Source organism: Rhodanobacter sp. T12-5 (assembly GCF_008329435.1).
In the GTDB taxonomy this organism is placed as follows: Bacteria; Pseudomonadota; Gammaproteobacteria; order Xanthomonadales; family Rhodanobacteraceae; genus Rhodanobacter.
In genome coordinates, this window is record NZ_NPKN01000001.1 from 666,003 (window position 1) to 688,421 (window position 22,419).

A 22,419-nucleotide genomic window follows, 5' to 3' on the forward strand; every position below is an offset into this window, starting at 1 on the left:
CGGGACGGCAACGGGCTGTTTGCCCGCGTTCTGCCACAAAACCGGCCGCCGCGTTCATATGCGCGCCGGGTAGCAGGCCCTATCATCGTCGGACCACCGATTGCCGGATTCCCCCACGTTGGCCTTTCTGACTCGTATTCGTTCGCTGGCGCACCGTAGCTGGCCATGGCTGCGCATTCCGTTCTGGATCGGCATGGGCCTGTTGGTCGGTTTCGTGCTGCCCTACACGCTGGTGTTGAACAAGCGCGTGCAGGATCGCTTCAACGACCTGGTCTTCGCGGTGCCGACCCGGGTGTACGCGCGGCCGTTGCCGTTGGCGGCCGGCATGCCGATGACGCCGGCGGCGCTGGAACTGGAATTGACCTTCGCCGGCTACAGCGCCGACGGTCACGGCCAGGTTGCCGGCAGCTGGGTGAAGCAGGGCGGGCGCTACACCATTTCCTCGAGCGGCTACGCCGGCCCGGATGGCGGCGAGCTGCCCAAGCGCATCCGCGTCACCTTGGGCAAGGGCGTGGTGCAGTCGGTGCAGGACGCGACCGGCGGCAAGAACATCGCCCTGACCCATCTGGATCCGGCGCGCATCGCCACGCTCTACGGTGCCAGCCAGGAAGAACGACGCTTCGTGCACCTGGCCGACGTGCCGCCGCTGCTGTTGAGCGGGCTGCAGGCGGTCGAGGATCGCGACTTCAAGCACCACATCGGGATCGACTTCGGCGCCATCGTGCGCGCCGCCTATGCCAACCTGCGCGCCGGCCATACCGTGCAGGGCGGCTCCACGCTGACCCAGCAACTGGTGCGCAACCTGTTCCTGAGCCGCGACCAGACCCTCGCGCGCAAGGTCAACGAGGCATTGATGTCGCTGCTGCTGGAGGCGCATTACAGCAAGGGGCGGATCCTCGAGGCCTACGTCAACGACGTTTTCCTTGGCCAGCAGGGCGGGCAGGCCGTGCACGGTTTCGGAGCCGCGTCGGAGTTCTATTTCGGCCGACGACTGCAGGATCTGCGTCCGCAGGAGATCGCGCTGCTGGTGGGCATGGTGAAGGGTCCCAGTTACTACGATCCGCGCCGCGCGCCCAAGCGCGCGATGACCCGGCGCAACCTGGTGCTGCAGGAATTCTTCGATACCGGCCTGATCACCGCCGGGCAACTCAATGCCGCGCAGGCCGCGCCGCTGGACATCGTCAAGAACGGCCAGCTGCCGCACAACCGCTTCCCCGCGTTCATGGATCTGGTGCGTTCGCAGATCACCGCCGATTTCGACGAGCAGGCGCTGCGCGACGGCAACCTGTCGATCTTCACCACGCTCGATCCGGCCGCCCAGTTGTACACCGAGCAGGCGATCACCGGCACGCTCAAGGGCCTGGGCAAACGCGGCGATGGCGTGCAGGCCGCGGCGGTGGTGACCGATGCGCACAGCGGCAGCGTGCTGGCCGTGGTCGGCAGCAGGACGCCAGGCGACCCCGGCTTCAACCGGGCGCTGGATGCGCGCCGGCCGATCGGTTCCACGATCAAGCCGTTCGTCTACCTGGTGGCGTTGACCCAGCCGCAGCGCTGGAACCTGGCCAGCCTGATGGACGACAGCCCGGTCAGCATGCGCCAGCCCGACGGCAGCATGTGGACGCCGCAGAATGATGACCACCGCAGTCACGATCCTTTGACCATGGTCGATGCGCTGGCGCATTCGTGGAACCTGGCGACCATCCATCTCGGGCTCGCGGTGGGTCTGCCGCGGATCCGGGCCTTCCTGGAGTCGTTCGGTCTGACCGACGTCAATCCCAGTCCCTCGCTGCTGATCGGCGCGATCGACCTGGCACCCTTGCAGGTGGCGCATCTTTATCAGTACCTGGCCGCCGATGGACACGCGATGCCGCTGGTGGCGGTGCGCGGCGTACTCGACGGCAATGGCCGCACGATCAAGCGCTACCAGGTGCAGGGCGGCAAGGGCGAGTACCAGGAGGCCGTCCGTCTGACCACATGGGCGATGCAGCAGGTGGCCGAATACGGCACGGCCAGCGCGATCGGAAATTCCGGACTGGCATGGCTGCACGCCGCCGGCAAGACCGGCACCAGCAACGACATGCGCGACAGCTGGTTTGCCGGCTTCACCGGCGAGCACCTGGCGGTGTTCTGGATGGGGCGCGACGACAACAAGCCGACCACCCTGTTCGGTGCCAGCGGTGGCCTGCGCGCGTGGCGCGATCTGTTCGCCAGGTTGCCGACCCGGCCCCTGTCCGCCGCGCCGGGCGAAGGGTTGGAGATGGCCTGGGTCGACCCGACCAACGGCAAGCGCACCGAGTCGCAATGCCAAGGGGCGCAGCAGGTGCCGGTTGTCGCCGGCAGCTTGCCGGCCGACACCGAAGGCTGCTTCTGGCAGGGCATCCAGAGCCTGTTCGGTGGTGGCGACCAACCTCCCGCGGCCGGCAGCGTGCCGCCCGCCGACGGCACTCCACAGCGGAATTGATCATGCCGACCTCATCCCGATATTTTGGTCTGCTGCCTTTGCTGCTTGCCGCAGGCATGTTGGCCGGCTGCGGCATGTTCGCGACGGCACCATCGCCGCCCGCGCCGGCGGCGACGCCAAGCTACGACCTGGTTGCGGCGATCCGCGCCGCTGGCGATCGCGAGAAGTCCATCATCGACGTCAACCCGCTGCGCGATCCTGGCGTCGCTGCGCTGCAGGAAGCCGCGCAAAGCGACGAACGTGCCGGCAAGTATGCCGAGGCTGCCGCAAAGCTCGACCAGGCACTCAAGCTCGGCCCGGACTCGCCGGACCTGCTGCAGGATCGCGCCGAGATCGCCGTGCGCCTGCACCAGTTCGCCGAGGCCGAAAAGCTTGCGCACCAGTCATGGTCGCTCGGTCCGAAGCTCGGGGCGCTATGTGCGCGCAACTGGCAGACCATCGTCGAGATGCGCCTGCAGGCACATGACGCGGCCGGCGCGGCAACGGCGCGCAAGTGGGTGCAGCAATGCCACAAGGCGGGCATTCCGCGTTACTGAGCGCGAGCGTCGCTAGGCGGCGCGACGGAGTTGACCGCGATCGAGGAACCGCTCGACCCGCGCGATCGGAATGCGGTCACCCGCGTCGCGGCCGTACCAGCTCTCGACGATGCAGCCGTTCTCGTCGATCAGGAAATCCGCCGGCATCAAGTTGCCGGTGTCGAGGCCGGCAAGCCCCACCAGGCGCATGCCCCTGAGCAGGGTCGGCACGCGCGTCAGCACGGCTTTCCACTTGCGCCAGAACGATCGCTCGATGCCGTAGATCTCGTGTGCCCGCGACGTCGGATCGGCCGCAATGCTGAAAGGACGCGGACGCTGTCCGGCGAAACGCAGCACCTCGGCCTGCGATGCGCTGAACACGGCGACGATATCGAGCCCCCGTGTCGAAAGGGTCGGGTACAAGCTGGTCAGTTCGTAGATGCGAAAATTGCAGAAAGGACAGGCCGCATCCCGGAAAAAGGACAGCAACGTGCGACGGCCATGGCCGCCGATCGCGATCGGCTCGCCGCGAATGTCCACGAGATCGAGGACGGGCGCGGGTGATGGGGCGGACAGTCGCATGTCGATTCTCCTTCGCGAGCTGATGCGGCGATGTCCAGTGGATGCGGTGACCAGAGGCGGGGTTCCCGCGACCTGGTCGCGATGGTTTGCCGCGATCACCCGCTCCGCCATACTTGGCCGATGACTGCACTGGACGACACCGAGTCAGACGATATCGGCGCCCTGCTCGGTGCCGACGGCCCGTTCGCGCGCGAGCTGCCGAATTTCGCGCCACGGCTCGCCCAGCAGGCAATGGCGCGCGCGGTGCAGCAGGCCATCGCCGGGCGCGACACGCTGGTCGCCGAGGCCGGCACCGGCACCGGCAAGACCTACGCCTACCTGGTGCCGGCGCTGCTGTCGGGCGAGCGGGTGATCATCTCCACCGGCACCAAGGCGCTGCAGGATCAGCTGTACTTTCGCGACCTGCCGAAGGTGCGCTCGGTCCTCGGTGCGCGGCTGAAGACGGCGCTGCTGAAAGGCCGCGCGAATTACCTGTGCCTGTACCGGCTGGACCAGACCGTGCGCGAGGGCGCCACTTTCGAACGCGCGCAGGCCGCGCAACTGGCGACGATCCGGGCGTGGTCCGCGCGCACCCGCCGCGGTGACCGCATGGAACTGGCCGAGGTGCCGGAGGAATCGCCGCTGTGGCCGCGGGTCACCTCCACGCCGGAAAACTGCCTCGGCGTGGAGTGCCCGTTCTACGAAGACTGCCACGTGTTCAAGGCACGCCGCGAGGCGATGGAGGCGGACGTGGTGGTGGTCAACCACCACCTGCTGTTCGCCGACCTCGCGCTGAAGCAGGAAGGCTTCGGCGAGATCCTTCCCGGCGCGGTCGCCTTCATCCTCGACGAAGCGCACCAGATTCCCGAGCTCGCCGGCCAGTTCTTTTCGCAGAGCGTCAGCGCGCGCCAGCTCACCGAGATGGCGCAGGACACGCTGACCGAATGCAGTGGCGTCACCGGCGCGATCGGCCTGCTGCTGGAGCCGGTGGAAGCTTTGCAGGGCGCGCTGCGCAAGCTGCGCCTGGCGATGGATGCGTTGCCGTCGCGCGGTGCGTTCCAGCAACTGGAGGATCGCGCCGGCGTGCGCGAGGGGCTGCACGACCTGCGCGAACTGCTGGCCACGCTGGCGGAACTGCTCGCCTCGCAGGCCGAGCGCTCGCGCGGCTTCGCCAACCTGCACGAGCGCGCCGAACTGTTCGCCGAACGGCTCGACCGCATCATCGAATCGCACGGCGACCAGGACGTACGCTGGTACGAAACTTTCCCGCGCGGTTTCGCGCTGTACGCCACACCGCTGGACCTGGCGCTGCCGATGCGCGGCCTGCGCGAGCGCACCCAGGCGGCGTGGATCCACACCTCGGCCACGCTGTCGGTGGCCGGCAACTTCGACCACTTCGCGCGCCAGCTCGGGTTGGACGAGCCGCAGACGCTGAGCCTGGAAAGCCCGTTCGACTACGCGCGCCAGGCCTTGTGCTACCTGCCGCCGGGCCTGCCCGACCCGAACGCGCGCGACTACACCGAGCAGGTGATCGAGGCGGTGCTGCCGGTGCTGCACGCCTCCCACGGCCGCGCCTTCCTGCTGTTCACCTCGCATCGCGCGTTGCGCCGTGCCGCCGAGCTGTTGCAGGACAAGGTGCCGTGGCCGCTGTTCGTGCAGGGCACCGCGCCGCGCCCGCGGCTGCTGGAAGAGTTCCGCGCCAGCGGCCACGGCGTGCTGCTCGGCGCAGCCAGTTTCTGGGAAGGCGTCGACGTGGTCGGCGAGGCGCTCAGCGTGGTGGTGATCGACAAGCTGCCGTTCGCCGCGCCCGACGATCCGGTGCTCATGGCCCGCCTCGCCGCACTCGAACAGTCCGGCATCAACCCGTTCATGGGCTGGCAGGTGCCCAGCGCGGTGATCGCGCTGAAGCAGGGTGCCGGCCGCCTGATTCGCGACGTGCACGACCGCGGCGTGCTGGTGCTGTGCGACCCGCGCCTCACCGGCAAGGGTTATGGCAAGCTGTTCCTCGCCAGCCTGCCGCCGATGCCGCGCACCCGCGAGCTGGCCGATGTGCAGGCATTCTTTGTCGACGTAGAGACAACCCCGTAGGAGCCCGCTCGCGGGCGATGCTTTTGCGATTCCCGATTCCCGATTCCCGATTCCCGATTCCCGCAGAAAAGCATCGCCCGCGAGCGGGCTCCTACACGACAACATGGCAGACACAACGCGAGAAACTCCACCATGGCCAAGGTCACCGGACTCGGCGGTATCTTCTTCAAATCGCGCGACCCCGCGGCGTTGTCGGCGTGGTACGCAAAACATCTTGGACTGACCGTCGAGGACTGGGGCGGCGTGCGCTTCAACGAAGACGAACAACACCCCGGTTACACCTTGTGGTCGCCGTTCGCCGCCGACACCGACTACTTCGGCCCCGGCCCGCAACCGTACATGATCAATTTCCGCGTCGACGACCTCGACGCACTGCTGGCGCAACTGCGCGCCGATGGCGTCGACGTGGACGAACGCGTCGACCAGAGCGAGTTCGGCCGCTTCGGCTGGATCACCGACCCCGAAGGCACCCGCATCGAGTTGTGGCAGTCACCGGAGCAATCAACATGGAAGGCTGCTGGACCGTGAAACTGGATGCGATGAAGGCCGCGATGGAACCCGATCTTGCCACCCCACCCGAACTGGCCGGCGTACTCGATGAACTGCGCCGCCGCGAGCCGATCTTCCACCGCCCCGAATTCGGCAGCACCCGCGCCGACTTCGAGCGCATGGCCGCTGCGGACTTCTGGGAGATCGGTGCCTCCGGCCAGCGCTACAGCCGTGCCCACGTGCTCGACATACTCGAACACCGCGCGCCCGACCCCGCCGAACACACCTGGAAAACCCGCGACTTCCACTGTCGCGAACTCGGACCGGAAACGTATCTGCTCACGTACACCCTGGAGCAGGGCGAGCGGGTGAGCCGCCGCAGCACGGTCTGGCGGCGCAACGGCGAGGAGTGGCAGATCGTGTTCCACCAGGGGACCCTGGTGGAGGTGCCATGAGTAGCTGACGGGCGGCTTTCGATCCGACAACCATCGCCTGACGGATATCAACGCAACGTAGCGGTGGTGAGTACCGTGCCGCCGGCTTCACCCAGTCACGTCAGACTTCAGGACATACAACTCAACTCGAACAGGCGCTCCAGGATATGGCCGAGTCCGCATTCATCATCCGCGTGCCCGAGGCAGAACACTGCGTCGGCAGCCTGCGCGAACGCTTCGATGCTTCGGCGCGGCTCGGCGTGCCCGCCCACATCACCGTGCTTTTCCCGTTCATGCCGCCGGAACGCATCACGGATGCGGTGCTCCGGCGTGCGCAAGCGGTGTTTGATGGGATGCCATCGTTCCCGTTCACGCTGTCCCGGATCGCCCGCTTTCCGGCTGTGACGTATCTGGCCCCCGAGCCCGCCGAACCATTCATCGCACTCACGCAGAAACTGGCGCAACGCTTTCCCGAATATCCGCCGTTCCGTGGCGAGCACGAGGCCATCATCCCGCACCTCACGGTCGCGCACGGCAGCCCGACCGAAACGGACCTCGCGGAGCGGGAGCTTGCCGCTGCGATGCAGGCCCACGGCCCGATTCATGGCAACTGTCGCGCGATCACGCTGCTGGAGAACTCGTCGGGCCGGTGGAGGGAAATGCATGCCTTCGTTCTGCCGGATGTCGCCCTGGGGCCGGATCTCCGCCGACCGAATACCGACTGACTCGGTTTTGGCCGATGGTGGGCATCCCGCGAAGCCGAAGGTCGGCGCCGATCCGCTTGTTCAGAGGGCCGGCCACGACCTTCGCCAGCACTTGCTGTTCGCGCGGCGTGAGCGACGCGTAAGCCCTCTGCAGCACTTGCAGGTTTTCTTCCTGGCCCAGCGCGTCGCGGGTTCAGTTCGATGGCATGGCCGATCGTCTGCAGGGCAACACATCGACGACGCGGCTGAGTTCATTCTCCATACCGGTCCTCTTTCGGCAGTCGCCGTGCTGGCGAAGCGAGCTGGTTGGCAAGCATGTATCGCTGGCCTGCCCGGAATTGTTGCGATGAAGTATATGTCGCGATGAATTTCTCCGGGCCAAAGGAAAAATTGCCTTCACATCAAATGTTTAAACATAGTCATGTCGATCATGACGTTTGCCGCGTTGCAAGTTGACACCGGTGACAATGACTCGCACTCTGATACCCGTTCCGGTGCGGGGAGGCACAGTGAACGCAGCGATCACCCATCCGGATCCATCAGTGAGCGTCCAGGCCATGCCGTTCCTGGCGGCCGACGTTGGCGGAACGTTTGCCCGCGTCGCCTTGATGCGGATGTCGCATGACGCCGAGTGCGGGGTCGAGGTGCTTGCCTATCGCAAGCTGGCATGCGCGGCATTCGAGGGGCTGGCGGAACTGTTGCGATCGTTCGTCGACAGCGTTGCGCAAACTCCCGTGCGGCATTGCGTGCTCGCCTGTGCCGGCCACGTAAAGGGCGATGAAGTGTTGAACGACAACTCCCCCTGGCCGATCCGCCTGGCGCCGTTGCGCCAGGCGTTGATGCTGGAAGACGTTGCCGTCCTCAATGACTTCGAGGCGTTGGGTTATGCCTTCGACAACCGCTCTGCCAGCAGCTCGCGGCTCTTGTGCGGGCCGGATATCCGGCCCGATGGTTCGATCCTGGTGATCGGGCCGGGCACCGGCCTGGGCGCGGCGGTGCGCTTGCCCGCCTCTGCCGGCGGTGGCGTGCTGGCGACGGAAGCCGGCCAGATGGATTTCGCACCCCATTCGATTCGCGAACGCGAGGTGCTCGCACACCTGATGCCCGAGGGCGGCTATCTCGCCTATGAGCGCATCGTGTCGGGCCCCGGCCTGCTGACCTTGTATGGCGTCCTGTGCGCATTGCGCGGGGAAACGCCGCGGCTCGCAACGCCCGAGGAAGTCACCGCGGCGGCCGCTGCATGGCGTGACGGACAGGCGGTGGAAGCCGTGCAGCTCTTTTGTGCGTCGCTGGGAAGTTTCGCCGGAAGCCTGGCCATGACCTTCATGAGCACCGGCGGCGTGCATCTGGCCGGTGGCTTCCTGCATTCGATGTTCACGTCGCTCCAGCGCAGTGCGTTCGAAGAGCGTTTCCTGCACGGACGCAGCGTGCGTGCACTCCTGTCGCGGATTCCGGTGTGGGTCACGGAACACGGGCGCCAGGGCGTGCTCGGTGCAGCCAGGTGGTATCTCGCGGGCGCAGCCCGGCGGGCGAGTTGACCGGATAAGCAAATCACGGGGCTTCGTGGAGCACCAGGGCTCGGCAGGCATCAACCAAGAGGTAAAAGCTCATGTCCACCAAACATCGCAGGCATCCCTTGTCATTGGCCATATCGATGTCCTTGCTCGCGGCCGTGGCGACATCAGCCATGGCGTCGTCGCCTACCGGCGCCGCCCAGGTGGACACCTCGGGTCGGCAAGCTACCGCGCCCCAGGACGCATCGGCGCCGCCGTCCAAGGCGGAACAGGACAAGGACGCCAGGAAAGCCGTCACCCTGTCCTCCGTCACCGTCGTCGGCGTACGCGCCTCGCAGATGCGCGCGATCGAGCTGAAGCGTCTGGCACCGAACATCCAGGACAGCATCACCGCCGAGAGCATCGGCCAGTTGCCCGACGTGACCATCACCGATGCGTTGCAGCGCGTGACCGGCGTGCAGGTCAACCGCGACGCCGGCGTGGGCACCACGGTGGACGTGCGCGGCCTGCCCGAGGTGGGCACCATGCTGAACGGCGAAGCGTTCATCACGGCCGATCAGATCGACTCGCAACAACCCGACTTCACCATGTTGCCGGCCACGTTGTTCCACGGCGTGGACGTGATCAAGTCGCCCACCGCCAGCACCACCGACGGCGGCATCAGCGGCGCGCTCGACCTGCATACGTATCGGCCGTGGGATCTGCCCAGCGGCTTCACCTACAGCTACTCCGCCAACGGGGAGCGCGGGCGCAGCAGCAGCAAGTGGGGGCCGGAAGCGAACGGGCTCATTTCGTACAACGACGGCGGCCGCTGGGGCCTGCTGGTTTCCGCCGACTATTCCGACACCACGCGCTCCAACTCGAACGAGGGGCTGGACCAGTACGGCGTGGTGCTGAACGGTGAAAACGCGGCCAGCGCGGGCGGCTACAACGGCTTCCTGACGCCGTGGAACGGCGCGCCGATTCCTTCGCAGATCGTGCAGAACCCCGACGGCAGCGTCGACGTCAACGGCGACGGCAAATCCAATGGCGTGTTCATGGGCAGCCAGAACATCGGCCTGTACGACATCACCACCCAGCGCAAGCGCAAGTCGGGCAGCGCCTCGTTCCAGATGGACCTGGGCAGCGGCTTCACCTTCACCAGCGACTACTTCTACGCGCAACAGAAACAGTTCGACCGCAACGTCGGCATCCAGATCAACTCCACCAACTGGCAGGGCGCGACCTACGTGCCGCTGCAGTCGCGCGACACCGGCAGCCCGGTGGCCGGTTCCTACGGCACGCCCGAGCCGGGCTGGGACGGCACGCACCTGTACACCACCCAGGTCTACGAGAAGTGGCCGGGCGACGTGGAATCGTTCTCGCAGGTCACCCGGAAGGACTCCACCGCGAGAAACTTCAATGCCCAGCTGGATTTCGACAACGGCGGTCCCTTCACGGCAAGCCTGCGCGGCATCCACGACACCGCGCGCCAGTCGAACGTCGAGACCGACATTAACATCTCCAATTCCGATGGCGGCCTGTGGTCCAACGTGCTGATGGATGGCGTACCCGATAACGCCGTGCCGCCCGGCACCTACATCTTTCCCGACCAGCTCGGCGGCAACCGCGTCTTCAACGCCAACGGCATGCCGCAGAACACGGTTCCGGTCACCGCCGACCTGCGTGGCCGCAACATCACGATTGGCATGCCCTCGTCGCTGTCCAACCAGTTCGCCGACCCCAACGGCTGGACGATGAAGACGCTGGAGTCTGCCGGCGACTACGACCGCAAGGTCGCTCTGAACGCGCTGCGGTTCGATGGGCACTACGACTTCGACAGCGGCTTCAAGCTGGATTTCGGCGTGCGCAACAGCATCCGCCATGCCGACAACATCGGGTACACCCTGGTCACGCCGGTGTATGCCGGCATGGGTGCCAGTGATCCGAACGGATGCCTGGTGCGTTACGTGGGCGCGGATGTGGTGTTGAACAGCGGCGCGTGTACCGCGGGCAATGCACAGGGGTATTTCCGCGCCGGCCCCATTTCGGCGCTGCAGATTCCGAACACGCCCGGGCCGCTGGCCAACAACTGGAAGCAGTACAGCAACCTGCTCGGTTCGGGGATCACCTTCTGGGCGATCGACCCGCATGCCATGGACAACCCCGAGGCGTACTGGAAATCGCTCTATCCCCAGACCGTGCGGCAGGGAGAACCCGGAACCACCTGGGCCGTGGGCATCAAGGAAACCTCCGCCTACCTGCAGGCCGACTTCGCCGGCAACATCGGAAACATGCCGTACAGCGCCAACGTGGGCATGCGTGTGGTCCGCACCAATCTTGACGTTACCCAGCGCCTCAGCGGCGATCCCGGCGCCTACGGCACCGAGCCTGCCGACGTCGGTGCCCAGCTCACGCAGCGCAGCTACAAGGACTACCTGCCGGCCGCCAACTTCGCGCTGGACGTCACCGACGACCTGAAGTTTCGCCTGGCCTACTCCAAGAACATGATGCCGCTCGATCTCAGCACCTGGGGCGGCGGCCTGGAGCTCAACTATTCGCTGGTGGAAACCCCGCAGGGCCCGCTGTTCCGCGTGGCGGCGGGCAATTCCAACGGCAACCCCCACCTCGACCCGTGGCGCTCCAAGAACTACAACGCCTCGCTCGAGTACTACATCAACCCCACCAGCATGATCAGCCTGGCGCTGTTCCGCATCAACGTGCAGAGCTTCATCAAGAGCGGCAGCGTCACCGATTGCACGCTGCCCGACGAGGATGGTGTGGTGCGCAATCACTGCGTCACCATCACCGAACCCATCCAGGGCACCGGCAACAGCATCAAGGGCGCGGAGTTCGACTACCGCCAGGGGTTCACCTTCCTGCCCGGCATCCTGTCCAAGACCGGCATGGAGATCAACGCGACGTACGCGCCGAGCGACTCGGGAGCCACCGATCTGGCCGGCCACAAGATCCCGTTCCAGGACAATTCGACCAAGTCCGGCAACTTCATCCTGTGGTACCAGGACGACCGCTTCCAGGCCCGCGTTGCGTACAACTACCGGTCGCGGCGCGCGGTGTCGGAGGACGTCGGCGGCATCACCGGCATGGAGATGTACGAGGCACCGCAGAAGTACCTCGATGCGTCGGTCTCGTACAAGATCGCCAATTCCGCCGAAGTGTTCGTGGACGGCACCAACCTCACCAACGAGTACCAGCGCTACTACCTGGTGTGGCCTGATCAGCCGGCGCACTCGAACTTTTCGGAGCGCATGTTCATGGTCGGCATTCGCGGTCAGTGGTGATCGGGGCCGGACATCCGGCAATACACCCCGTTCGCGCTGAGCGTAGCTTGCGCTAGCAAGCGGAGTCGAAGCGGCCGTGGCATGACGGCCCTTCGACTTCGGCCCTTCGGGCCTACGCTCGGCGCGAACGGGTCGGATTTCGAGCGAGCAACCAGCGCGACAAGGCAATCATGCACTCCAACGCGACCCAACCCACCCGCGGCAGCAGCTTCCATCGCTCCATCGGCCTGTTTTCCGGCACCGCGATCAACATGACCCAGATGTGCGGCATAGGGCCGTTCATCACCATCCCGATCATGGTCGCCACCATGGGCGGGCCGCAGGCGGTGATCGGCTGGATCGTGGGCGCCATCCTCGCGGTGGCCGACGGCATGGTCTGGGCGGAACTGGGCGCGGCGATGCCGGGCTCCGGCGGCACCTACGTCTACCTGCGCGAAGCCTTCCAGTACCGCACCGGCAAGCTGATGCCGTTCCTGTTCATCTGGACGGTGCTGCTGACGATCCCGTTGCTGATGTCCACCGGCATCATCGGCATGGTCGAGTACCTGGGCTTCTTCTTCCCGCACCTGGGCTGGTGGGAGGTGCACCTGATCAGCCTGGCGGCGACCGCCCTGGTCACCTTGCTGCTGTACCGGCGGATCGAGTCGATCCGCGTGATCACCATCGCGCTGTGGGTGATCATGTTGCTCTCCGTCATCGGGGTATCGGCGGCGGGCTTCTCGGATTTTCACCCGGCCTACGCCTTCACCTATCCGCAAGGCATGTTCGGTGGAAAGTTCTTCGTGGGCCTCGGCGCGGGGCTGATCATCGGCATCTACGATTACCTCGGCTACTTCACCACCGCCTACATGGGCGACGAGCTGCGCGACCCGGGCCGGACCATGCCCGGCTCCATCATCATCTCGGTGATCGCGATGATGTTCGTCTACCTCATCCTCAACATCAGCGTGCTCGGCGTGGCGCCGTGGCAGGAGATCGCGCAATCCAAATCCATTGCGTCGCTGGTGGTGGAGCACAGCTGGGGCCACACGGCGGCCGCGGTGATGACCGTCCTGATCATCGTGACCGCGTTCGCCTCGGTGTTCGCCGGCCTGCTCGGCGGCTCGCGCGTGCCGTTCCAGGCGGCGCACGAAAAGGTGTTCCTGTCCGTGTTCGGCAAGCTGCACGCCAGGCACGGCTTTCCGCACGTGGCCCTGCTCACGATGGGCGTGATCACGGCCATCGGCACGTTCTTCGATCTGGCCGAAGTCATCAACATGCTGCTGGCCGCCACCATCATCGTGCAGTTCATCGCGCAGATCGCCGCACTGGTGGTGCTGCGCAAGCGCCAGCCGGAACTGCATCGGCCGTATCGGCAATGGCTGTACCCGGTGCCGTGCGTGATCGCGCTGGTCGGCTGGATCTACGTCTACGTGTCGGCGTCCACCTTGTCGCTGATCCTGTCCGGCATCTGGATCGTGGCCGGGCTGGTGGTGTTCGCGATATGGGCCAGGGTGAATCGCTCCTGGCCGTTCGCACCCGTGGAAATCCGCGAAGCCTATCTTGAGAAGGACTGACGCCATGCGCCTCCTGGCCACCTCCCTGTTCCTTTCGATGATCGCGCTGGCGGCCTCGGCGGCCGTGCCGACTGCGCGCAGCGCAACCTTCGCGCCCACGCGGGTGGACGGCAGCGGCGGCTCCACCACCGCCGTGGCCGGCTGGCAGATCCAGGCCAGCGACAAGGCGCAGGAAAGCGGCGCCGAGATTTCCACCGCCGGATATTCCACCGAAGGCTGGTACCCGGTCAGCGGCCGCGCCACGGTGATGGCGGGCTTGCTGGAAAACGACGCGTACAAGGACGTGTTCTACAGCGACAACCTGCGCGCGGTGCAGGCACCCGATGCCAGCGGCAGCCTGTTCGTGAACCCGTGGTGGTATCGCACCGAGTTCATTCTGCCTGCGGCGAAGCATGGGCGGCACACCCTGCTGCGCACCAACGGCATGATCGCCAGCGCCGATGTGTGGGTGAACGGGCATCTGGTCGCCGACCAGGCCAGCGTCGCCGGCGCCTATCCCGTGCACGAGCTCGACGTGACGCCGTGGGTGCAAGCGGGCAGCAACATCCTCGCGCTGCGCGTGCATCCGGCCGACCCGCGGCGGAGCCTGTCGATCGGCTGGGTCGACTGGAACCCGACGCCGCCGGACAACAACATGGGCCCGTGGCGCGGCGTGGACATCGTGCAGAGCGGACCGGTGCAGCTGCGCTTTGCGCACGTGACGCCGGCGCTGTCGTTGCCCGATCTCGCGCACGCCGCGCTGACCGTGAAGGTGGAGGCACGCAACCTCGACGTGGTGGCGCACGAGGCAACGATCACGGGCGAAGTGGCCGGCGTTTCGCTGCAGCGGACGATCCATCTCGCCGCCGGTAAAACGCAGACAGTATCGTTCACCGCCAAGACCGATCCCGGCCTCGACCTCAGCCATCCGAAAATCTGGTGGCCCACCGGCATGGGCGCCCACCCGCTGTACTCGCTGCAGTTGGCCGCCAGCGTCGATGGCGCCACCTCCGACAAGACCAGCGCGACGTTCGGCATACGCAGCGTCAGCTCCAGGCTGACGAAGCAGGGCTATCGCCAGTTCCTCGTCAACGGCAAGCCGATCCTGATCCGCGGCGCGGGCTGGGCGCCGGACATGTTCCTGCGCGACGATCCCGCACGGATGGAGGCCGAGTTCAGCTACGTCCGCAACCTCGGGCTCAACACCATCCGCAGCGAAGGCAAGCTGGAGAACGCGCGCTTCTACGAGCTCGCCGACCGCGACGGCATCATGATCCTGGCCGGCTGGGAATGCTGCGACAAATGGGAGTCGGCGGCCAAGACCGGCGGCGCGCCGTGGGACGCGGCGGACCTGAAAGTGGCGCAAGCCTCGATGGCCAGCGAAGCGCGCCTGCTGCGCAACCATCCGTCGGTGATCGGCTTCCTGATCGGCAGCGACAATGCGCCGCCGCCGGCAATCGCGAAGATGTACGTCGACACCTTGCAGGCCGAGGACTGGCCTGCGCCGATCATCGCGGCGGCCGTCGCCCAGGCCACCGCCGAGACCGGACCGTCCGGCATGAAGATGACCGGGCCGTACGCCTGGGTGCCGCCTTCCTACTGGTACGCCGACAAGCTGGGCGGCGCGTTCGGCTTCAATTCCGAAACCAGCGCGGGCGCCGACATCCCGCGCCTGGAAGACCTTACCCGCATGCTGTCGCCGCAGGAACAGGACGCATTGTGGAAGCATCCCGAGCTGCGCCAGTATCACGCCGCCGCGGACTGGTCGACGTTCTCGAGCATCGCGCCGTTCGCCACGGCGCTGGCCAAACGCTACGGCGCGCCGAAGAGCCTCGCCGACTACGTGGCCAAGGCGCAGCTCGACAACTACGACAACACCCGCGCCCAGTTCGAGGCGTACAACGCGCACATGGACGCGGCCAACCCCTCGACCGGCGTCATCTACTGGATGCTCAACAACGCCTGGCCGTCGCTGCACTGGCATCTGTACGACTACTACATGAATCCGGCCGGCGCCTACTTCGGCGCCAGGAAGGCCAACGAGCCGGTGCACATCCAGTACTCGTACGACACGCACGACGTGGTGCTGGTCAACCAGACGCTCACCGACCGGCATGGCCTGCAGGCGCGCATCCGCGTGCGCAACCTGGACGGCAGCGTGCGTGACGAGCGGCGCGTGCAGAACATCGACCTGCCGGGCAACGGCACGCGGCAAGTGGCGACACTGCCGGCGCCGGCCGGCCTGTCGCCGACGTACTTCGTCGAGCTGGAGCTTGCCTCCGCCGATGGCCATCCGGTCAGCCGCAACGTGTACTGGCTTTCCACGCAAGCGGACACGCTCGACTGGGCGCATTCGAACTGGTACCTCACGCCGGTGACGCACTACGCGGACCTGACCGCGTTGCAGTCCCTGCCGGCGGTGACCAGCGAGGTGCGCGCGTCGATGCAGCATGTGGGAGCGGAAGAAACGGTCAGCGTGACCCTGACGATGCCTGCGTCGGCCAGGGGCGTGGCGTTGTTCCAGCACCTGTCGATCCGCCAGGCCGCTGGTGGCAAACTGGTGCTTCCGATCCTGTGGAGCGACAACGACGTGACGCTGTGGCCGGGCGAATCGCTGACCGTGACGGCGCGCCATGCAGGGCAGGGGAGCGCGGCGCCTGTCGTCGAGGTCAGTGGGTGGAACGCGCCCACGCGCAGCTTCCCGATTGTCGTGGAAAAAGGCCTGACTGCTGCGCAAGGAACGAAGCATTGAACAAGGACAGACCCGCATGGCGCGCGTGACCATCACCGACGTCGCCCGTGCCGTCGGCACCTCGAAGAAGACCATCTCGCGGGTGCTCAATAACGATCCGAACGTGAGCGCCGCCATGCGCCAGAGCGTGCTGGCTGCCATCGCGGAGCTCAACTACCGGCCGCTCACCTCGGCGCGCAGCCTGGCCACCAATCGCTCCTTCATGATCGGCCTGCTGTACGACAACCGCTCGCCCAGCTACATCATGGAAGTGCAGGCCGGCGTGCTGGAGGCGTGCGAGGCGCAGCACTACAGCATGATGGTGCAGCCGCTGGTGTCCACCACGGCGGACTTCGTCGAGCGCGTCGAGGACATCCTGTCGCGACAACGGCCCGACGGGCTGATCCTCACGCCGCCGCTCACCGACCACCCGCAGTTGCTCGATTGCCTGCACCGGAACGGCGTGCCGTTCGCCTCGATCGCGCCGCGCCACCCCGAAGGTTGCATCGGCGTGATGCTGCGCGAGCGCGAAGCCGCCGCGGCGATGGTGGAACACCTGGTGTCGCTGGGCCATCGACGCATCGCGCACATTCTCGGCGATCCCGAACACGGCGCCGGCATCTGGCGCCTGGCCGGCTACCGCGACGGCCTCGCGCACGCGGGATTGAAGGAAGACCCGGCGTACATGGTGCAGGGCCGGTTCTCCTTCGAATCCGGCGTGGCGGCCATGCGCCAGCTGCTGGCCCTGCCGCTGCGGCCGACCGCCGTGTTCGCCGGCGACGACGACATGGCCGTCGGTGCGATCTGGGCGGCCGCGGAGGCGGGTGTGTCGATCCCGCGCGAGATATCCATCTGCGGCTTCGACGACACGACCATCGCGACGCAGGTGTGGCCGCCGCTCACCACCGTCCATCAGCCCGTGCGCGAGATGGGCCGCCGCGCGACCCAGGAGCTGCTTCTGCGCGTACTGAACAAGGGCGAGGCCAGGATGGTCGAGGTCGATTACCAGATGCGCATCCGCGCCTCGACGGCGCCCACCCCGTAGCCTGCTCGCCCTGGCATCCGTGAGGTTCCGCCCGGGTATGCTTCTGCCACACCCCTCACCGATCCACAGGAGAGTGCCCGCATGCCCGCCGCCCACGACGCCGCCACGCCGGCCCGGAAGTTCCACTTCATTTCCGGGCTGCCACGCTCGGGCAGCACCCTGCTGGCCGCCATCCTCAACCAGAACCCGCGTTTCCGCGCCGGCATGACCAGCCCGCTGGCCGACATCATGGGCATGGTGATCGCCGAAGCCAGCAGCAAGAACGATTTCTCGTTCGACGTCTCCGACGAGCAGCGCGTCGCGATGCTGCGCGGCCTGGTCGAGAACTTCCATGCGGGGCACGCGGACTCAGTCGTGTTCGACACCAGCCGGCTGTGGTGCAGCCGCATGCCCTTGCTCGACGTGCTGTTCCCGCAAGCGAAGGTCATCGCGTGCGTGCGCCAGTTGTCCTGGGTGCTGGACAGCATGGAGCGGCTGGTGCGCCGGCAACCGGTCGGCGTCAGCAAGGTGTTCCGCTTCGACACCAACACCACGGTGTACTCGCGCGTCGAGGCGCTCACCGATCCGCGCGGCATGGTCGGCTTCGCCTTCCAGGCGACCAAGGACGCGTTCTACGGCCAATACGCCCCGGGCCATTTGCTGCTGCTGACCTACGAGAGCCTGGTGCGCAATCCTTCCGCGGCGATGCGCGCGGTCTACCAGTTCATCGGCGAACCCTGGTTCGAACACGATTTCGAAAACATCGCCTTCCAGGCCGACGAGTTCGACGCCCGCGTCGGCATGCCCGGTCTGCATACGGTGCGTCCGAAGGTGGAACCGATTGAACGCACTTCGATCCTGCCGCGCGAAATCTTCGCGCGCTTCGTCAATGAGTCGTTCTGGATGGATCCTAAGAACAATGTTAGTCAGGTGCCGATTGTTTAGGCGGCCTTGCCGCTTGTAGAGCAAGAGCGTTTCGTCCACCTGCGGTGGCCGAGCCACCTTTCTCTGCGTGGCCAGAGAAACGTGGCCCAAAGAGAGGCCACCCTCCTCGGCGCTTGCCGGGCTTCGCCCGACAAGTCCGTGAGCCGCGGCCGGGCTTTTCGACAGCACATCCCTGTGCTGGCGAAAAGGAGTCGACATCGTGTCGACTCCCCTGCGGGCCTGTCGTCCACGACTCACCGCCTCACAAGGGGAGTCCAAGATCAAAGGCAACAGCCAGATCAACGGCACTGAAGTGCAGCCTGTCTGAGTAGTCAGGCATATATGGCAGAATAAGACCTGACTCCGAGGTCGTTGATAACGAGGCATCAGTGATGCACTTCGATCTGGATCTGGACCTCCGCCCCCTTTGTCGGATCACTTAAAGAGTGCCGCCAGGGCCTTCGCCCTCCAAAGCATCACGGTTAGCCAGCGGTGCGGGCGCTTGTACGTGTGCGAGGATGGCTTCGGCTTGCTCACTCAGGCGCCTCTCTGCCTGCAAGCGCAGTTGCTTCTCCAAGGATTGATCTCGCACAGCAGAGTTCAAGTCGCGCACGAGTGGCAAGTATGTCCACAAGCCCGTAGTCGCGATCTCAGCGATGGTTTCGAAGATGAAAGTTCGATCGTGAAGCCTGGCTTTAGATTTGATGCCCAGTCGTACGCAATACTGCTGCATCTTGACAACGACATTGCCTCTTGAGCTGTTATCTATATCGCTCAATTTTTCAACCGTGAGCTTGTGAGCGAACTGGTTGCGCACGTCGCGAATCAGATCGGCCGCATCAGTCAGGTGCTTCGGTACAAGTGCCAGGGCTTCCAGCATCTGGATCTTCAGATAGATGTTCGTGCGACGCAGTGGCTGATACAGCGGCATGAACGCACCCAGGATCTTGTCGACAACCGCCTCGCTGGCAAGCGCCGCTAGCAGCACCTTGGAGCGCTCATCGCCGTAGCTAGCCATGCGATTGACGGTCGAGAGCATCCCGTCGGTCTCGAATTGATCTGCGATGGCCGCCATCAGGTCGCGCACCGGCTGGTGGAACACGCTTTCGCCCAGCGTGCCCTGCAGGTGCTCTTCCAAATCTTTCGATATCTTCAGCATGACGCTTCCTGTGATTGGGAATCTCCGATTGTCTTGCGGTCGAAGCGCAGCCGCAGCCGTCGAGAAAGTGTAGGAGATGCCGGATTACCCGCCGCATATGCGAAACAGTTAAAGTGATTCTGGGCTCTAGGTCGTCCCTCTACTGAAAGTGGGGCGACGTCGCCCTGCCACATCGTTTTCATGGATAGCCTCACGACAGCAGAAAAGGTGTCAGGGACAATTTATGCTCTCCGGCGGCTAACGATAAATTGTCCCTGACACCATTGTTTCAGAGCCGACAATGTTGCGATGCACGCGACTCTCAGGCGAATCGGCTTTTCGCCGGCTGGTACGCCCTACCACTCCCAGCGCGGCGATCGAGAAGTCCAATTGTTCTTGCGGCCAGAACAGCCCAGCTAGAAATCCAGGGTTACCGCCTCGTAAGAGGAAACGAACAGTTGCTCCAAGCGGACGAGGCCCATGAAGGAGCCATCGCTGAACCGATTTCCTCTCTCGTCGTCGCGTTTGGTGAAAGCACCCGCGTCGCCAGGGTCAGAGGACGCATCCTCCAGCGAGGACCAACTGCGCGACCGCGAGGCTCGAGCCACCCGCTCGAGAACCTGGATATCCAGGGCGAGCACGACGATCATCTGATTGTCGGTTTCGTGGAAATTCGCTATCGAGTACTCGCCTGGCCATCCCGTCGGGAGGTGAAACACCCGTAGAAGGTCGTCCGGCTTCTGGGGCGGGACCCAGGCAATCGGAACGTACGCGTAGCGCCCGCCGCCGAATTCGGCGACTTGAAAAGTCTCCCTTACCCGGTCCGTCGAGTGCGGTGAGACGAGGTTACGGGACGGAGCTCGGTAGCCCATGGCGCTGAGCCAACCAGCGTAGTTGAGTCTTCGCACTAGGTCGGGCGGAACGGGGACTGCGTCTTCGTCCTGACCGCCTTCCGGATCCACAATCGCCATGAGTGAGGGCTCGCGATCGGTGGATTCCGGCTCGCGCAGGTAGGTACCAACGGCGAATTTCTTAGTGATTGCTGGGCTGAACTGGCTTCCCCACGGCGCTAGTTGCTTCAACGCATCGGACATCGATCCCTTGATGTCCGCGACTTTTCCACCGTTGAGGAAGCTCCCCTTCGACTCTACGAGCGCTCGGTCGCCTGACTTTGTCTCCACGACAAAGTCCGGTGATCGAATCCGCTTCGGAATTAGCTTTCCTAACCTGTTCCTCCTTCTTGACGGAACCGTGGGTACTGCCACGCCACACTTCTTACGAAAGGTGTCGAAGCGACCCACGAAGGCGTAACCCTCGTTCTCCATCTGCAGCAGTGCAAATCCCTGCGCCACGCGCCCCGTCAATCCCGTCTGGGAAAAATCATCGAGATATGACGCGGCGCCATCGGCCAGGTTGAACTGTGTGCCGGAGTAATCGAACAGGTGTTGGTTTTCGAGCAGGAACCCGAGGGTCATGGAGTTGGCCATGCTCGCGAGCACGGGGTTGACGCACTCTGCCTTCTTGACCGCATGTGCCAGGCGCCACATTGAAAAGCGCAGGTTGTCAGTGGGTGCGGGCAGCGGTCGAATCGAAGTCTTTGAAGCAAAGCTCGATGTCAGATCATGGACGGGCAACGACGAGTAACTTCTGGCCGGCCCGACCGGCAATAGCGAGTAAAGCTGCGCGTACCAGTGCATTAACGACACTTCCCTACTCCTCGATAAGAACGACAACAGGCGACGGATCCACGCCTTCGAGCCGGACAAGGTATCGTGAATCGGGGCATCGACCACGAGACGATATGCGATGAACGGCAGCCCGCCTCTTTGGTCTTGGTGACCCGCCGATTGATGTGCCCATTATAAGCCGGAGGCGGTGACGCCTCATTGCCAGCCAACTGACACGGAGTCGTACATTCCATGCCCCAGAGCAAGAACCGTAAGAAGCTTCACCACTATGTGCACGAGGCGTATCTCGCTCAATGGCGAGATGGTTCCAACGCAATTCACATACTCAACCCCAGCACGGGGAAATCATTCGCGTCGACGAGAAGGGGCGTCGGCGCCGAGAGCAGGTTCAACGACTTTACGTTTGACCCGATGGTGATCGACCTGCTGCATTACGCCTTCTCCCGACGCTTGGCGGACAAGGACCCGGGCAGCGACGCCGCGGAGATCATGCTATCGCTCGTCAGCTGGGCTAAGGACATGGACTATCTGCATAAGGAACACAACTTCTTCGAAGATTTCTACGAGATCTACGAAAATAATATCGGCATCACGATAAGTCAGATCAAGCGCGCCGAGCTGGCGAAGCCAGAAGGGCGTGAGGATTGGGGACTGAACCTATTGTTCTTCTACTTCCTCCAGCTCTTTCGTGTCCCGAAGGCGCGCGGCATGCTCTCTGGCGAGTTGATCTGGTCAACACCCGAGGGTTCCACCACGCTAGACGGGTGCCAGAAGCGCGAATTCACCATGTTGCATATGCTGATCAACGCACTCTGTGCCGCCTGTGATGCACATGCCTTGGGCTTCACCATCCGCCTTCGGTATGCATTGGCGGCAGGCAAGATCATAAATTCCGATGCGCCGGCGGTCGTGCGCTCCTCAGGCATCACCCGTCTGGAAGAACTGCGTGGATGGATGCCTCTGACGCCCCGCATTGCGATGGAGCTTGACGAGGTGGGAGGCGGGTTTCGTACGGTGATATCCGAGCCCATGAGTCGTGACACGGTCGATCAATACAACCGATCCATGCTGGAGAACGTGCACACGCATCTTTACTTCAGCAGCGCGAGCCAGTGTGCCGACTACAGCCGCCGCATCGTGCGCAAGAGTGCAGTCGAGGCCTCCGAATCGTCCAGCCCTAGTTCGGCTTGAGGACCCCTGAGTCCGAGGCCCTGCTCCGGAATCAAAGGGGACGGTGGTGTTTAAATTGGATTAATTACCTCCGTCCCCTTTGTCGGGCTCAGAGAAGTTCTTCTGCTATGACATCTCAAAGGGTGGCATTCGAAACTTCCA

General features: G+C 64.8%; 17 protein-coding genes. 13 read left to right on the top strand and 4 right to left on the bottom strand.

Annotated features, from left to right (window positions below):
* Positions 1–118 precede the first annotated feature (118 nt).
* Both mrcB and CIW53_RS02775 read left to right on the top strand, forming a co-directional pair.
* Positions 119–2,461: a penicillin-binding protein 1B gene (mrcB, locus tag CIW53_RS02770; RefSeq protein ID WP_149363162.1), complete on the top strand. Its 2,343-nt coding sequence runs from the start codon at positions 119–121 to the stop codon at positions 2,459–2,461.
* A 2-nt stretch (positions 2,462–2,463) separates the two neighbouring features.
* Complete coding sequence (locus CIW53_RS02775; RefSeq protein WP_149363163.1) at positions 2,464–2,997, top strand: tetratricopeptide repeat protein; 534 nt, start codon at positions 2,464–2,466, stop codon at positions 2,995–2,997.
* A 12-nt stretch (positions 2,998–3,009) separates the two neighbouring features.
* On the opposite strand, the gene CIW53_RS02780 is transcribed toward CIW53_RS02775, so the two are convergent.
* Positions 3,010–3,558 carry a redoxin domain-containing protein gene (locus tag CIW53_RS02780; RefSeq protein ID WP_149363164.1) on the bottom strand — a complete coding sequence of 183 codons (549 nt, stop codon included), beginning with the start codon at positions 3,556–3,558 and terminating at the stop codon, positions 3,010–3,012.
* A gap of 120 nt (positions 3,559–3,678) precedes the next feature.
* Between CIW53_RS02780 and CIW53_RS02785 the strand changes: the two genes are divergently transcribed.
* From CIW53_RS02785 to CIW53_RS02810, 5 genes are all read left to right on the top strand, one after another.
* A complete protein-coding gene (locus tag CIW53_RS02785) occupies positions 3,679–5,625 on the top strand; it encodes an ATP-dependent DNA helicase (RefSeq protein WP_149363165.1) in 1,947 nt (648 codons plus the stop codon).
* A 132-nt stretch (positions 5,626–5,757) separates the two neighbouring features.
* Positions 5,758–6,153, top strand: coding sequence for a VOC family protein (locus CIW53_RS02790; RefSeq protein WP_149363166.1), 396 nt, complete (start codon positions 5,758–5,760; stop codon positions 6,151–6,153).
* Positions 6,132–6,569 (top strand): DUF4440 domain-containing protein, encoded by a 438-nt coding sequence (locus CIW53_RS02795; protein WP_242451744.1) that lies wholly within the window; start codon positions 6,132–6,134, stop codon positions 6,567–6,569. Before CIW53_RS02790 ends, CIW53_RS02795 begins: the two co-directional genes overlap by 22 nt.
* Positions 6,570–6,715: 146 nt before the next feature.
* Positions 6,716–7,273, top strand: coding sequence for a 2'-5' RNA ligase family protein (locus CIW53_RS02800; protein WP_149363167.1), 558 nt, complete (start codon positions 6,716–6,718; stop codon positions 7,271–7,273).
* Between the two features lie 521 nt (positions 7,274–7,794).
* Entirely contained in the window at positions 7,795–8,790 is a 996-nt protein-coding gene (locus CIW53_RS02810; RefSeq protein WP_242451745.1) for a glucokinase, read from the top strand.
* 13 nt (positions 8,791–8,803) lie between these two features.
* Here CIW53_RS02810 and CIW53_RS17850 read toward each other — a convergent pair whose 3' ends face one another.
* The gene (locus CIW53_RS17850; RefSeq protein WP_242451746.1) at positions 8,804–8,941 is read right to left on the bottom strand and encodes a hypothetical protein; all 138 of its coding nucleotides are present in this window, start codon (positions 8,939–8,941) and stop codon (positions 8,804–8,806) included.
* Here CIW53_RS17850 and CIW53_RS02815 point away from each other — a divergent pair.
* The 5 genes from CIW53_RS02815 (at position 8,940) to CIW53_RS02835 (ending at position 18,282) form a co-directional block, all read left to right on the top strand.
* The gene (locus tag CIW53_RS02815) at positions 8,940–12,047 is read left to right on the top strand and encodes a TonB-dependent receptor (RefSeq protein WP_242451747.1); all 3,108 of its coding nucleotides are present in this window, start codon (positions 8,940–8,942) and stop codon (positions 12,045–12,047) included. The two genes, CIW53_RS17850 and CIW53_RS02815, sit on opposite strands and share 2 nt — an antisense overlap.
* Positions 12,048–12,217: 170 nt before the next feature.
* Positions 12,218–13,603, top strand: coding sequence for an APC family permease (locus CIW53_RS02820; protein ID WP_149363169.1), 1,386 nt, complete (start codon positions 12,218–12,220; stop codon positions 13,601–13,603).
* A gap of 4 nt (positions 13,604–13,607) precedes the next feature.
* Positions 13,608–16,334 carry a sugar-binding domain-containing protein gene (locus tag CIW53_RS02825; protein WP_149363170.1) on the top strand — a complete coding sequence of 909 codons (2,727 nt, stop codon included), beginning with the start codon at positions 13,608–13,610 and terminating at the stop codon, positions 16,332–16,334.
* Between the two features lie 16 nt (positions 16,335–16,350).
* Positions 16,351–17,358, top strand: a complete 1,008-nt coding sequence (locus CIW53_RS02830; RefSeq protein WP_149363171.1) for a LacI family DNA-binding transcriptional regulator — start codon at positions 16,351–16,353, stop codon at positions 17,356–17,358.
* 81 nt (positions 17,359–17,439) lie between these two features.
* The gene (locus tag CIW53_RS02835; protein ID WP_149363172.1) at positions 17,440–18,282 is read left to right on the top strand and encodes a sulfotransferase; all 843 of its coding nucleotides are present in this window, start codon (positions 17,440–17,442) and stop codon (positions 18,280–18,282) included.
* Between the two features lie 418 nt (positions 18,283–18,700).
* On the opposite strand, the gene CIW53_RS02840 is transcribed toward CIW53_RS02835, so the two are convergent.
* Positions 18,701–19,420: a hypothetical protein gene (locus tag CIW53_RS02840; RefSeq protein WP_149363173.1), complete on the bottom strand. Its 720-nt coding sequence runs from the start codon at positions 19,418–19,420 to the stop codon at positions 18,701–18,703.
* A 395-nt stretch (positions 19,421–19,815) separates the two neighbouring features.
* Positions 19,816–21,096 carry a hypothetical protein gene (locus CIW53_RS02845; protein ID WP_149363174.1) on the bottom strand — a complete coding sequence of 427 codons (1,281 nt, stop codon included), beginning with the start codon at positions 21,094–21,096 and terminating at the stop codon, positions 19,816–19,818.
* Positions 21,097–21,318: 222 nt separating this feature from the next.
* Here CIW53_RS02845 and CIW53_RS02850 point away from each other — a divergent pair, with 222 nt between their 5' ends.
* Entirely contained in the window at positions 21,319–22,278 is a 960-nt protein-coding gene (locus CIW53_RS02850; protein ID WP_149363175.1) for a DUF4238 domain-containing protein, read from the top strand.
* The last annotated feature ends 141 nt before the right edge of the window (positions 22,279–22,419 follow it).

Coding starts and splice junctions, on each gene's coding strand:
- CIW53_RS02840 (WP_149363173.1), bottom strand. CDS start 19,420: ATGCTGAAGATATCGAAAGATTTGGAAGAGCACCTGCAGGGCACGCTG.
- CIW53_RS02820 (WP_149363169.1), top strand. CDS start 12,218: ATGCACTCCAACGCGACCCAACCCACCCGCGGCAGCAGCTTCCATCGC.
- CIW53_RS02825 (WP_149363170.1), top strand. CDS start 13,608: ATGCGCCTCCTGGCCACCTCCCTGTTCCTTTCGATGATCGCGCTGGCG.
- CIW53_RS02800 (WP_149363167.1), top strand. CDS start 6,716: ATGGCCGAGTCCGCATTCATCATCCGCGTGCCCGAGGCAGAACACTGC.
- CIW53_RS02815 (WP_242451747.1), top strand. CDS start 8,940: ATGGCGTCGTCGCCTACCGGCGCCGCCCAGGTGGACACCTCGGGTCGG.
- CIW53_RS02780 (WP_149363164.1), bottom strand. CDS start 3,558: ATGCGACTGTCCGCCCCATCACCCGCGCCCGTCCTCGATCTCGTGGAC.
- CIW53_RS02850 (WP_149363175.1), top strand. CDS start 21,319: ATGCCCCAGAGCAAGAACCGTAAGAAGCTTCACCACTATGTGCACGAG.
- CIW53_RS02835 (WP_149363172.1), top strand. CDS start 17,440: ATGCCCGCCGCCCACGACGCCGCCACGCCGGCCCGGAAGTTCCACTTC.
- CIW53_RS02845 (WP_149363174.1), bottom strand. CDS start 21,096: ATGCACTGGTACGCGCAGCTTTACTCGCTATTGCCGGTCGGGCCGGCC.
- CIW53_RS17850 (WP_242451746.1), bottom strand. CDS start 8,941: ATGGCTGATGTCGCCACGGCCGCGAGCAAGGACATCGATATGGCCAAT.
- CIW53_RS02775 (WP_149363163.1), top strand. CDS start 2,464: ATGCCGACCTCATCCCGATATTTTGGTCTGCTGCCTTTGCTGCTTGCC.
- CIW53_RS02790 (WP_149363166.1), top strand. CDS start 5,758: ATGGCCAAGGTCACCGGACTCGGCGGTATCTTCTTCAAATCGCGCGAC.
- CIW53_RS02795 (WP_242451744.1), top strand. CDS start 6,132: ATGGAAGGCTGCTGGACCGTGAAACTGGATGCGATGAAGGCCGCGATG.
- CIW53_RS02785 (WP_149363165.1), top strand. CDS start 3,679: ATGACTGCACTGGACGACACCGAGTCAGACGATATCGGCGCCCTGCTC.
- CIW53_RS02830 (WP_149363171.1), top strand. CDS start 16,351: ATGGCGCGCGTGACCATCACCGACGTCGCCCGTGCCGTCGGCACCTCG.